Raw genomic sequence first — 12,686 nt, forward strand, 5'->3', positions numbered from 1 at the left:
AGCAAAGCGTTCTCGTATCCCGAAACCACTTCGAGCAGTGAAACGCCCGAGATTCGAATCGCATTTTTCTTAACATTTCTGCGGTCTAAAAAACAAAAAACCCGCTATCTCTAGCGGGTTTTTATTAAGCTTTAATCAGCGAAAAGAATTATTTCTTCTCAGCTTCTTTACGTGCTTTAACGTCAGCAATTACTTGCTCTGATACGTTTGCAGGACATGGTGCGTAGTGTGCGAACTCCATAGAGAACTGACCACGACCAGAAGTCATTGTACGTAGAGAACCGATGTAACCGAACATTTCTGAAAGTGGTACGTCAGCCTTGATGCGAACACCTGTAACGCCAGCTTCTTGGTCTTTGATCATACCACGACGACGGTTAAGGTCACCGATAACATCACCAACGTGATCTTCAGGAGTGAACACATCTACAGCCATGATAGGCTCAAGAAGTTGAGCACCAGCTTTAGGCATAGATTGACGGAATGCACCTTTCGCTGCAATTTCAAATGCTACTGCAGATGAATCGACTGCGTGGAAACCACCATCAAATAGTTCAACTTCAACGTCTAACGTTGGGAAGCCAGCTAGAACACCGTGGTCCATCATGCCAGCAAAACCTTTTTCGATTGCAGGCCAGAATTCTTTCGGTACGTTACCACCAACAACGGTAGATTTGAACGTAAAGCCTGAGTTTTGCTCGCCAGGCTTAATACGGTAATCAATCTTACCGAATTGACCAGAACCACCAGACTGTTTCTTATGCGTGTAGCTATCTTCAATTTCTTTAGTGATAGTTTCACGGTAAGCAACCTGAGGTTGACCAACGATTAGATCTACACCGTAAGTACGCTTCAAGATGTCTACTTTGATATCTAAGTGAAGTTCACCCATACCTTTAAGGATGGTTTCACCTGAATCTTCGTCAGTTTCAACTTGGAAAGATGGATCTTCTGCAACCATTTTACCGATCGCGATACCCATTTTCTCTGAGCCGCCTTTATCTTTAGGCTGTACAGCAATCGAGATTACTGGAGTTGGGAATACCATTGGTTCTAGAGTTACTGGGTGCTTAGGATCACATAGAGTGTGACCAGTTTGCACGTTCTTCATACCAACGATAGCAATGATGTCACCTGCTTGAGCGAAAGATAGCTCTTTACGGTCATCAGCTTGCATCTCAACCATACGGCCAACACGCTCAGTTTTACCTGTAAACGAGTTCAAGATGGTGTCACCTTTGTTCAATTTACCAGAGTAAATACGAACGAAAGTTAGGGCACCAAAACGGTCATCCATGATTTTGAATGCTAGCGCTTTGAAAGTTTCATCAGCAGAAACGATAGCGTGATCGCCAGTTTCGTTGCCTTCTTCATCCATAAGAGGTTGAGGATCAACTTCAGTTGGAGAAGGTAGGTAATCAACAACCGCATCAAGTACTAGTTGCATACCTTTGTTTTTAAACGCTGAACCACAGTATGTTGGGAAGAACGCTAGATCACGAGTACCTTTACGGATACAACGTTTGATTTCTTCAACAGAAGGCTCTTCACCTTCCATGTAAGCCATCATTAGTTCGTCGTCTTGCTCAACAGCCGTTTCGATCATCTCTTCACGGTATTGCTCAACATCGTCAACCATGTCCGCAGGAACATCTTCAACAGTGTAGTTTTCTGGAAGACCAGTTTCGTCCCAGATGTACGCTTTACGAGAAAGAACGTCTACAACACCTTTGAAATCATCTTCGATACCGATTGGTAGAGTCATGATTAATGGAGTTGCGCCAAGTACTTTACGTACTTGCTCAGTTACACGGTAGAAATCTGCACCCATACGGTCCAGTTTGTTTACGAAAATGATACGTGCTACTTCAGATTCGTTCGCGTAACGCCAGTTAGTTTCTGATTGTGGTTCAACACCACCAGAACCACAGAATACACCGATACCGCCGTCAAGAACTTTAAGAGAACGATATACTTCTACTGTAAAGTCAACGTGTCCCGGGGTGTCGATAACGTTGAAACGGTGGTCTTTCCAGAAACAACTTACCGCTGCTGATTGGATTGTAATACCGCGCTCAGCTTCCTGCTCCATGAAGTCAGTAGTTGATTCGCCATCATGTACTTCACCCGTTTTGTGGATAGTACCAGTCAGCTTAAGGATACGCTCAGTCGTGGTAGTTTTACCCGCATCAACGTGCGCAAAAATACCAATGTTTCTGTATTTTGATAAGTCAGTCATTGTCTTACTCTATTAATAGGATATAAAGTTCGCGCAGAGTATAACACAATCTGTCAAGACTGATATCCCCTGCGTGCATTTGGATAAAAAATCTTTTTTCACTCGAGTGATACCTGAGTAACTTCGTCATTAATCCGTTAGCTTTTTCTCAAACTCTCGCTATTCTAATGGCTTCACATTATTCTATTTTAAATATATTCAAGCAAAGGAAGCGCATGAGTCAGTGGTTAAAAAAATGGATAATACGAATATTAATCTCTTTTTTCGTTTTTAGCATCGTCATCACTTTGCCACTTAAATTTATCAACCCGTTCGTATGGAGCTGGAAAGTGCAACGTGCTTGGTTTCCACCGGAACAATATCGTCACTACTCCCTCAGTGACTGGGTAAATTTAGACAATATCTCCCCATATATGCAACTGTCAGTGATCGCTTCAGAAGATCAACGTTTTCCAAAACATTACGGTATTGATTTTGTTTCAACTCAAAAAGCCATTGCAGACATGATTTCTGGCGAGCGCTTTCGTGGTGCCAGTACTTTAACCCAACAAACGGTTAAAAATTTATATCTCTGGCCAGGTAAAGATATCTTCCGCAAAGCGCTGGAAGCCTATCTCAGTTTATTGGTTGAGTTGGAATGGGGAAAATCTAGAGTTCTAGAAATTTATCTCAATATAGTCGAATTTGGCCCAGGCATTTTTGGCGTACAAGCTGCCAGCCTACATTATTATGGAATTCCAGCCAGCCAATTGTCGATGTCACAAGCCGCTCGATTAGCCGCAGTGCTTCCCAATCCATATAAGTTTCATGTGCAAAACCCAACACCTTATGTCTGGCAACGTGTCGATTGGATAGAAACTCAGATGAATCAGTTGGGATTAGGGTATTTGAAGGAAATGGATTGATGGGTTCCTGGTTCCTGGTTCCTGGTTCCTGGTTCCTGGTTCCTGGTTCCTGGTTCCTGGTTCCTGGTTCCTGGTTCCTGGTTCCTGGTTCCTGGTTCCTGGTTCCTGGTTCCTGGTTCCTGGTTCCTGGTTCCTGGTTCCTGGTTCCTGGTTCCTGGTTCCTGGTTCCTGGTTCCTGGTTCCTGGTTCCTGGTTCCTGGTTCCTGGTTCCTGGTTCCTGGTTCCTGGTTCCTGGTTCCTGGTTCCTGGTTCCTGGTTCCTGGTTCCTGGTTCCTGGTTCCTGGTTCCTGGTTCCTGGTTCCTGGTTCCTGGTTCCTGGTTCCTGGTTCCTGGTTCCTGGTTCCTGGTTCCTGGTTCCTGGTTCCTGGTTCCTGGTTCCTGGTTCCTGGTTCCTGGTTCCTGGTTCCTGGTTCCTGGTTCCTGGTTCCTGGTTCCTGGTTCCTGGTTCCTGGTTCCTGGTTCCTGGTTCCTGGTTCCTGGTTCCTGGTTCCTGGTTCCTGGTTCCTGGTTCCTGGTTCCTGGTTCCTGGTTCCTGGTTCCTGGTTCCTGGTTCCTGGTTCCTGGTTCCTGGTTCCTGGTTCCTGGTTCCTGGTTCCTGGTTCCTGGTTCCTGGTTCCTGGTTCCTGGTTCCTGGTTCCTGGTTCCTGGTTCCTGGTTCCTGGTTCCTGGTTCCTGGTTCCTGGTTCCTGGTTCCTGGTTCCTGGTTCCTGGTTCCTGGTTCCTGGTTCCTGGTTCCTGGTTCCTGGTTCCTGGTTCCTGGTTCCTGGTTCCTGGTTCCTGGTTCCTGGTTCCTGGTTCCTGGTTCCTGGTTCCTGGTTCCTGGTTCCTGGTTCCTGGTTCCTGGTTCCTGGTTCCTGGTTCCTGGTTCCTGGTTCCTGGTTCCTGGTTCCTGGTTCCTGGTTCCTGGTTCCTGGTTCCTGGTTCCTGGTTCCTGGAGGACAACTTCGCTTGCTTACCATATTAAAGCAAGTGAAGTTTTCTATTTTTATTACTGTAAATATTCAGCGACACCACCTAGGGACTAGGAACCAGGGACTAGCATCCCATCTCTTAGAAACCAGCCCCTAGAAACCTTATTCTTACAATTCCTCAAACGCTTCAATGGCTTCCGATAACTTCTTCACGCCATGGATCTGCATGCCAGCAATCCCACCTTTTGGCATGTTAGCGGCAGGGACTATCGCTTTTTTAAAGCCGTGTTTGTAGGCTTCCATCAAACGCTCTTGGCCACTTGGTACAGGACGAATTTCACCCGCTAAACCAACTTCACCAAACACCACGACATCTTTAGGTAATGGACGGTCTTTAAAGCTAGATAGCAGCGCCATTAATAATGCTAAATCAGCACTGGTTTCGGCAACCTTAACCCCACCAACCACGTTGACGAATACGTCTTGATCCGCCATTTGCAAGCCGCCATGCTTGTGAAGCACAGCTAACAACATTGAAAGACGGTTTTGATCAAGCCCCACTGCAACACGGCGAGGATTGGAAAGCTGTGAATAATCGACTAACGCTTGAATCTCAACCAAGATTGGACGAGTACCTTCCCATACCACCATCACTGAACTACCAGAGGTTTCTTCATCACCACGTGATAAGAAAATAGCTGAAGGATTACTGACTTCTTTTAGGCCTTGCCCCGTCATGGCAAATACACCAAGTTCATTTACCGCCCCAAAACGGTTTTTATGACTACGCAAAGTTCTAAAGCGGCTATCTGCGCTACCATCAAGTAATACAGAACAGTCAATAATATGTTCTAGCACTTTTGGGCCAGCTAAGGTGCCATCTTTGGTGACGTGCCCCACCAAAAATACCGCAACATTATTTTGCTTGGCATAACGAGTCAGGGTTGTTGCCGATTCACGGACTTGAGAAACACTGCCCGGTGATGATTGAACATCAGCAACGTGCATCACTTGAATAGAATCAATCACCATAATTTTAGGTTGTTCTCTTTCTGCTATCTGGCAAATCTTATCCACATTGGTTTCTGAAAGCATTTTCAAGTGTTCTTTAGGCAAACCAAGACGTGAGGCACGCATTGCCACTTGTTGTAGAGATTCTTCACCTGTGACATATAAGGTTGGCATTTGTGCTGCTAAACGACATACAGTTTGCAATAATAATGTACTTTTACCTGCACCTGGATTACCACCAATCAATACCGCTGCACCAGGAACAATCCCACCACCTAGTACACGGTCAAACTCTTTAAAGCCTGTCGAAAAACGTGGTACTTCTTGCAAATCAATTTCTGATAAGTTCTGCACTTGTGCATCAGACACCGAACCAGCATAACCAGATAAACGCTCATTACGCGCCACTTGAGGTGAAGCGGCTAAACGAACTTCTGTAATTGTGTTCCATGCACCACAGGCATTACATTGCCCTTGCCAACGTGGAAAATCCGCACCACAGTCATTACAGACATACGCTCGTTTTGCTTTACTCGCCATGAAGAAAGTACCTAAATTAATTGAAGATATTGGTTAATTGAATATAAGTGGTTATGCGTGGCTCGGCTTTTAATCTGTCGTCATTCAGTACATGAGCCTAAGCGAAGAAGATACGGAATCTCCTACAACATGTTGAGACTCAAATCGTGGAAGGAGATCCTGAACTGCGCTCCTACGTCGCTTTTCAGGATGACATTTTGTTCCATCTATTGAGAAACTCTATTTTCCGAGTAAGGAATCCGCTTTTCAGCTCCCGAGCGAAGCGTCCTCATAACACGAAACACGCTTCTCGAAACAAACCTTTTCCGAGCTGCTAGCAGTGAAACACCCGAAACTCGAGCAACGATCCCGCTTTTCGGCTCTCGAGCGAAGCGTCCTAGCAACACGAAACACGCTTCTCGAAACAAGTATTTTTGCTGTTACTACGGAATCGCCTTCCACCCTACACGCTTCTGCTGAACAAGTGCGGCAGATAATATACATAACACCCCGCCAAGGCCGGCATACCGGATCGCGGTTTTAGCTTGTTGTTCAACTTTAGGTTTCGCATGATAAGCCACCCCTAAACCGGCGGTTGCCATCATAACTAGATCGTTCGCGCCATCACCTACTGCAATAGTATTATGCTGCTCAACTTCGTATTCATCGGCAAGGGTCACTAAAATATCCGCTTTGGTTTCTGCTGATACAATATCGCCGAGGACTTTACCCGTTAATTTACCATCGACAATTTCTAAGGTATTTGATTGGGCGTAGTCTAACTCTAATGTTTCTTTTAGGTAGTCAGAAAAATAGGTGAAACCACCTGAAGCAATCGCAGTTTTCCAGCCTAACTGTTTTAAGGTAGTCACAAGCTCAGCTAAATCAGGCATTAAAGGCAAATTTTCACGCACTTGAGCTAAAATAGATTCATCCGCTCCTTTTAATGCGCCAACTCGCTCTCTTAAACTTTCTTCAAAATCCAGCTCACCTTGCATTGCTCGCTCAGTGATCTCGGAAACTTGCTCACCGACACCTGCCAACTTAGCAATTTCGTCAATACACTCAATTTGAATTGCAGTGGAATCCATATCCATCACAATTAAACCCGGCTTGGTTAATTCAGGCAGTACGCTGATAGATGCACAATCCAAACCAAGTCCATGAATAAATTCAACCATTTCAGGAATAAGCTCACCGCCCATTAATGCGACTTCATAATGCCCTACTTTCCATGAATCAAGCACAGGATTGAAGCGCCCTGTAAACACGTCAATTCGATCAAAATGACCAATCGCTAAATGTTCACCAAAAATGATCCATTGAGCTTTTTGTTTGTCTAAACTCGAATACAAACGAGATTCTGGCAACCTCTTAACCAACGACATACTTCGTTGAATTTTTAAACTACGTTGGGGAATGCTGAAAGATGCTGACACGTCCATGTTTTTGCCTTTTTTATCCAAATAATTAGAATTTATGCCATTGCAGTATTAGTATATTCAAGAGACTGAAACTCGTACCTTTAAGTTACTTGGGTATATTACCCAAACTGCAATGGTTAGGTTTTATGCGTTATATCACAATAATGCATAGCAACTTACCCTATTGCAATTTATTAACGCAAGCCCCAAACTAACAATTCACTTCTTTTCGTTAGTTATTACGATATAAAGGAAACTCTGATGCAAACTTCGCTGTTTTCTTGGCGTGCTTTTTTACGCTTTGTCGCGATCATCCTGCTAGGCGGAATGTTTACTTATACCATCATCAATAGCTTTGTGATTAGCCGTGATAATGAACACATCCAAACTCAGCAACTTGAAACCTTAACCAACCTTTTAATCTCGCAAGCAGCACTCAGTGCAACCGATATAATTGCTAATGATGATCAGGATAACTTACTCAAACTGGCCAACCAAATAGCCTCAGACGAATTAGTATTTGATGCCACTATTTATAATGCTGAAGGGATCAAACTGGTTGCCAGCGATGATGCCAAAGATGCTAGAGAAATTCTTGGTTTAGACACCCCATTAAAAACCGCTTCCATCGGCCGAGAGCAATTAGTTAAACCCATTTTTCATGAAGACACCATCATCGGCTTTATGAGGATTACTTTTGAAAAAGGCAAAGTTACCGCGATATCCGATCACCGCTATCGTAATAGTGATCACTTAATGTATATGATGCTGATCTTAAGCTTTATTGGGGGCATTCTATTATGCTTATTACTGCTTTATAAGCCAAAAGATCAAGTCGAAAATATTTTACTTAAAGATTTATAGAAGAGTTTCGAGTTTCGAGAAAAAATCAAACCTCTTGATGGTTAAATATCAAGAGGTTTTTTTAGCATTGAATATCGATTATACCAATCACACTAATTAGATGTTCAGATAGTTAGTACGATTAGTATTAATGCTTACTTGTCACCAAGTAGTACAGAATCTAGAGCAATATGAATCATATCGTTAAATGTAGTAGCACGCTCATCAGAGGTAGTTTGCTCACCATGTTTAATGTGATCAGATACGGTACAAATTGCTACTGATTTTGCACCATACTCTGCTGCAACACCGTAGATACCAGCCGCTTCCATTTCTACACCTAGAATGCCGTACTTATCCATTACTTTGAACATATCTGGATCTGGCGTGTAGAATAAATCAGCAGAGAATAAGTTACCTACTTTCACATCAATTCCACGGGCTTTCGCCGCTTCTTCTGCATTTTTAACCATTTGGTAATCGGCAATCGCTGCAAAGTCGTGATCTTTAAAACGCATACGGTTTACTTTTGAATCGGTACAAGCACCCATGCCAATCACTACATCACGCAGTTTGATGTCATCGCTTACTGCACCACAGCTACCCACGCGGATCACTTTTTTCACACCAAAATCTTTGATTAACTCAGTTACATAGATAGAGCAAGAGGCTATACCCATGCCGTGTCCCATTACGGATACTTTACGGCCTTTGTAAGTACCTGTGTAACCGAACATATTGCGTACGTTACAAACTTGTACAGCATCATCTAAAAAGTTTTCAGCAATGTATTGTGCACGTAATGGATCACCTGGCATCAGTACTACGTCAGCAAAATCGCCCATTTCAGCATTAATATGTGGAGTTGCCATGTTTGTATATCCTTTATTTTTGAGGCGCTGGTTCCTAGTTTCTAGGCCCTAGGAAAAGAAGAAGCATGTCACTTCCTCTTTCAGCAGCTTTCTTTGTTTACATAATAGAAATAATGAATCGCGAGTGGCCAGCTAATTACCTAGAAACTAATCACCTAAAAACTAGGGACTAGAAACTCGCAACCTTGAATTATAAAAACGACTTACCGTATTCCATATCAGACGTACCAAAGTACTCTGCTAAGCTTTGGCCAATATCAGCAAAGGTATCGCGACGACCTAATGATCCCGCTGGGATTTTAGGGCCTGATACTAAAACTGGGATATGCTCGCGAGTATGGTCACTTCCTGGCCAAGTTGGATCGCAACCATGGTCAGCTGTCAAAATTAAGACATCATCCGGTTGGAGCATCGCTTGAATTTCGGGTAAACGCTTATCGAAATACTCTAGTGCTGCCGCATAGCCTGCCACATCACGACGATGGCCGTAAGAAGAGTCGAAATCGACAAAGTTAGTAAACACGATAGTGTTATCACCAGCTGTCTTCACTTGCTCTAAAGTTGCATCAAATAATGCTTCTAAGCCTGTTGCTTTTACTTTTTTCGTAATACCGCAACCTGCGTAGATATCTGAAATCTTACCAATCGAGATCACTTCACCATTTTTTTCATCAACCAGTTTTTGCAGCACGGTTGCTGATGGTGGCTCAACCGATAAATCACGACGATTACCAGTTCGAGCAAATTCGCCAGGCTTATCACCGATAAATGGACGCGCAATCACTCGACCAATATTATATGGCTCAAGCTCTTCACGTACGATTTGGCATAGCTCAAGTAGGTTATCTAGACCGTAAGTTTCTTCGTGACAAGCAATTTGGAACACTGAGTCAGCAGAAGTGTAGAAGATTGGTTTACCGCTCTTCATATGCTCTTCGCCAAGCTCATCTAAAATCACAGTGCCTGATGAATGACAGTTACCTAGGTAGCCTTTCAGATTCGCTCGTTCAACAATCTTGTCGAGTAACTCTTGAGGGAAACTATTTTTCTCATCGGTAAAGTAACCCCAATCAAACAACACTGGCACACCAGCAATTTCCCAGTGACCTGATGGAGTATCTTTACCTGAAGATAACTCCGCTGCGTGAGCATAAGCACCTGTGATTTCGGCATTTTCATCAAGTCCAATCGGGAATGTTCCTGTTGATTCTTGAGCAGTTTTACCTAGTCCTAATTTCGATAAGTTAGGCAGACGCAAAGGACCACTGCGGTTTTCATTATCCGCTAAACCTTTATCACATTGCTCGGCAATATGGCCTAATGTATCGGCACCTACATCACCAAATTTATCAGCATCTTGCGTTGCGCCAACACCAAAAGAATCCAATACTAAAATAATCGCACGTTTCATGGTTGATACTCCTGCCAAACAGTGATCGTTATAGATCTTCTGCTCGGATTTGACGATAAACCTCTGGTGTCGGTTGATAAATATCATCAGACACCGTGATCGCTTGTTGTAATTCGTTAGCCGCTTGCTGCCATTGCGCTTCACTTCTGGCATGAATCATTGCTAATGGGGTGCGACTATCGGCTTGTTCACCTAGACGGATAAATTGATCAAAACCAACTGCATAATCAATGCTATCTGACGCCACTTTACGTCCACCGCCCATTGATACTACCGCCATACCTATTGCGCGAGTATCCATAGCGGTTACTGTGCCAGCTTGGTCTGCATATACAGGTTTAATCACTTCAGCTTTAGGTAAATAAGCTTCGTAGTTTTGTACAAAATCTCTCGGGCCACCAAAACCCGCAACCATTTTTCCAAAACATTCCGCTGCTCGACCATTATCTAGAACAGCTTGTAATTGAGTTCGAGCATCATCGGTACTCTCTGCTAAGTGACCTAATACCAACATTTCGGCGCATAAAGTCATAGTCACTTCAAGTAAACGAGGATTACGAACTTCATCGCGAGAGTTCTTCTCGCCCGTTAAAAATTGCACTGCTTCTTTCACTTCTAGCGCATTACCTGCTGATGAAGCCAATACTTGATTCATATCGGTAAGAATAGCAGTGGTCTTAGTACCTGCACCATTTGCCACAGCAACGATAGACTGGGCTAACGCTTCTGAAGCCTCGTATGTTGGCATAAATGCGCCAGAACCTACTTTGACATCCATAACCAACGAATCTAAACCTGCTGCTAGCTTCTTAGATAAGATGGAGGCGGTAATCAGAGAAATATTATCTACCGTTGCGGTGATATCGCGCGTGGCATAAACGCGTTTATCAGCCGGTGCTAAATCGCCTGTTTGACCAATAATCGCGACACCTGCCTCTTTGGTCACATCACCAAAAACTTCGTTAGAAGGCATGATGTTATAACCAGGAATCGATTCTAATTTGTCCAGTGTACCACCAGTATGGCCTAGGCCACGCCCAGAGATCATAGGGACAAAACCACCACAAGCGGCAATCATTGCACCTAACATTAATGAGGTCACATCCCCGACGCCGCCAGTTGAATGCTTATCGACGATTGGGCCTGGAAAGTTCATATGTGACCAATCGATCACCATACCGGAATCTCGCATCGCACACGTTAATGCAATACGCTCATCCATATTCATTTCATTGAAGAAAATGGTCATTGCAAATGCAGCAATTTGACCTTCTGAAATCGTGTCATTGGCAACACCTTGGATAAAGAAGTTAATTTCTTCAGCCGTAAGCACTTCACCATCACGCTTTTTTCGAATAATTTCTTGAGGAAGATACATAGTTATCACCCATTCAGATACGAGAAGAAAAGTAATACTTTGGCTACTTAGGCAACCAAAGTATTACTATCAATTAGGTAAGATTAGTAGCCGCCTTCCGCCGCTTTTTCACCTTTGCCTAACGTATTTAAAAGGTTTGCTAGTAGGCTTGATGCACCAAAGCGATAGTGCATATTATCGGCCCAGTCAGCGCCAAGGATCTCATCAGCCATTGCAAGATAAGCTTGAGCATCTTCAGCGGTACGTACGCCACCAGCAGGCTTAAAGCCAACGGTTTTCGCTACGCCCATATCACGGATCACTTTAAGCATGATTTCGGCGGATTCTGGCGTCGCATTCACTGGTACTTTACCGGTTGAAGTTTTGATAAAGTTTGCGCCTGCTTCAATTGAAATTTCTGAAGCACGTTTAATCAAGGCTTCTTCTTTAAGCTCACCGGTTTCGATGATCACTTTCAGTAGTACATCGCCACACGCTGCTTTACATTGCTTAACAAGCTCAAAACCTGTTTTTTCATCACCTGCAATTAATGTGCGGTATGGGAAAACCACATCAACTTCATCAGCACCGTAAGCAATAGCTGCTTTGGTTTCAGCAACCGCAATCTCAATATCATCATTACCGTGAGGAAAGTTAGTCACGGTTGCAATGCGGATCTCAGGAGTACCTTGTTCACGCAGCGTTTTCTTCGCAACTGGAATAAAACGTGGGTAAATACAGATGGCAGCAGTATTGCCAACTGGTGATTTTGCATCCTTACAAAGGGCAATCACCTTCTCATCGGTATCGTCATCATTTAATGTGGTGAGATCCATTAATTTTAGTGCACGTAAAGCTGCTGCTTGTAAATCGCTCATTTCTATCTCCGATATCAAAAAATTATTATGACAACTGTTCCTTTCACACTACTTCAAATACAAGTAACACGTTTAAAGTGTAGTGCGATTCTCTGCACTCTCCTCAAAACAATCTGTTTTAAGAAGTTGCCAGGATCAAGTTGTCTGAAATGAACGGACTTGGTTCCTTGAAGACTTAGCTCGTCAACTAATTAAGTTGATTAGTATAGCGAGCTAATTGCAATCCCTGTCACCGCACAACCAATTCACCAGTAAAGCCGGAGTTTGGCTGCAAACACATCATGTGTTGTGAATATATCTCACTAACAAGCTTATT

Annotated in this window: 9 protein-coding genes; 2 read left to right on the forward strand and 7 right to left on the reverse strand. The window is 43.6% G+C overall.

The window, feature by feature from the left end:
* Positions 1-148 precede the first annotated feature (148 nt).
* Entirely contained in the window at positions 149-2,239 is a 2,091-nt protein-coding gene (gene fusA, locus QQJ93_RS09390) for an elongation factor G (RefSeq protein WP_089122455.1), read from the reverse strand.
* Between the two features lie 215 nt (positions 2,240-2,454).
* Between fusA and mtgA the strand changes: the two genes are divergently transcribed.
* Positions 2,455-3,144, forward strand: coding sequence for a monofunctional biosynthetic peptidoglycan transglycosylase (mtgA, locus tag QQJ93_RS09395; RefSeq protein ID WP_089122454.1), 690 nt, complete (start codon positions 2,455-2,457; stop codon positions 3,142-3,144).
* 1,079 nt (positions 3,145-4,223) lie between these two features.
* Here the strand turns inward: mtgA and radA are convergent.
* Both radA and serB read right to left on the reverse strand, forming a co-directional pair.
* The gene (radA, locus tag QQJ93_RS09400) at positions 4,224-5,606 is read right to left on the reverse strand and encodes a DNA repair protein RadA (RefSeq protein ID WP_089122453.1); all 1,383 of its coding nucleotides are present in this window, start codon (positions 5,604-5,606) and stop codon (positions 4,224-4,226) included.
* A gap of 422 nt (positions 5,607-6,028) precedes the next feature.
* The gene (serB, locus tag QQJ93_RS09405) at positions 6,029-7,030 is read right to left on the reverse strand and encodes a phosphoserine phosphatase (protein ID WP_089122452.1); all 1,002 of its coding nucleotides are present in this window, start codon (positions 7,028-7,030) and stop codon (positions 6,029-6,031) included.
* A gap of 240 nt (positions 7,031-7,270) precedes the next feature.
* Between serB and QQJ93_RS09410 the strand changes: the two genes are divergently transcribed.
* Positions 7,271-7,873 carry a YtjB family periplasmic protein gene (locus QQJ93_RS09410; protein WP_089122451.1) on the forward strand — a complete coding sequence of 201 codons (603 nt, stop codon included), beginning with the start codon at positions 7,271-7,273 and terminating at the stop codon, positions 7,871-7,873.
* Between the two features lie 134 nt (positions 7,874-8,007).
* Here QQJ93_RS09410 and deoD read toward each other — a convergent pair whose 3' ends face one another.
* The 4 genes from deoD to deoC form a co-directional block, all read right to left on the reverse strand.
* Positions 8,008-8,724 carry a purine-nucleoside phosphorylase gene (gene deoD / locus QQJ93_RS09415; protein ID WP_089122450.1) on the reverse strand — a complete coding sequence of 239 codons (717 nt, stop codon included), beginning with the start codon at positions 8,722-8,724 and terminating at the stop codon, positions 8,008-8,010.
* A gap of 190 nt (positions 8,725-8,914) precedes the next feature.
* Entirely contained in the window at positions 8,915-10,135 is a 1,221-nt protein-coding gene (deoB, locus tag QQJ93_RS09420) for a phosphopentomutase (RefSeq protein ID WP_089122449.1), read from the reverse strand.
* A 28-nt stretch (positions 10,136-10,163) separates the two neighbouring features.
* Positions 10,164-11,513 carry a thymidine phosphorylase gene (gene deoA, locus QQJ93_RS09425; protein ID WP_089122448.1) on the reverse strand — a complete coding sequence of 450 codons (1,350 nt, stop codon included), beginning with the start codon at positions 11,511-11,513 and terminating at the stop codon, positions 10,164-10,166.
* Positions 11,514-11,596: 83 nt separating this feature from the next.
* The gene (deoC, locus tag QQJ93_RS09430) at positions 11,597-12,370 is read right to left on the reverse strand and encodes a deoxyribose-phosphate aldolase (protein ID WP_089122447.1); all 774 of its coding nucleotides are present in this window, start codon (positions 12,368-12,370) and stop codon (positions 11,597-11,599) included.
* Positions 12,371-12,686 lie beyond the last annotated feature (316 nt).

The sequence above is a fragment of the Vibrio algivorus genome, from assembly GCF_030161215.1.
GTDB classification, from domain to species: Bacteria; Pseudomonadota; Gammaproteobacteria; order Enterobacterales; family Vibrionaceae; genus Vibrio; species Vibrio algivorus.

Bases quoted from the DNA above. Each gene is read 5' to 3' on its own strand.
- fusA (WP_089122455.1), bottom strand. From the start codon at position 2,239: ATGACTGACTTATCAAAATACAGAAACATTGGTATTTTTGCGCACGTT.
- mtgA (WP_089122454.1), top strand. From the start codon at position 2,455: ATGAGTCAGTGGTTAAAAAAATGGATAATACGAATATTAATCTCTTTT.
- radA (WP_089122453.1), bottom strand. From the start codon at position 5,606: ATGGCGAGTAAAGCAAAACGAGCGTATGTCTGTAATGACTGTGGTGCG.
- serB (WP_089122452.1), bottom strand. From the start codon at position 7,030: ATGGACGTGTCAGCATCTTTCAGCATTCCCCAACGTAGTTTAAAAATT.
- QQJ93_RS09410 (WP_089122451.1), top strand. From the start codon at position 7,271: ATGCAAACTTCGCTGTTTTCTTGGCGTGCTTTTTTACGCTTTGTCGCG.
- deoD (WP_089122450.1), bottom strand. From the start codon at position 8,724: ATGGCAACTCCACATATTAATGCTGAAATGGGCGATTTTGCTGACGTA.
- deoB (WP_089122449.1), bottom strand. From the start codon at position 10,135: ATGAAACGTGCGATTATTTTAGTATTGGATTCTTTTGGTGTTGGCGCA.
- deoA (WP_089122448.1), bottom strand. From the start codon at position 11,513: ATGTATCTTCCTCAAGAAATTATTCGAAAAAAGCGTGATGGTGAAGTG.
- deoC (WP_089122447.1), bottom strand. From the start codon at position 12,370: ATGAGCGATTTACAAGCAGCAGCTTTACGTGCACTAAAATTAATGGAT.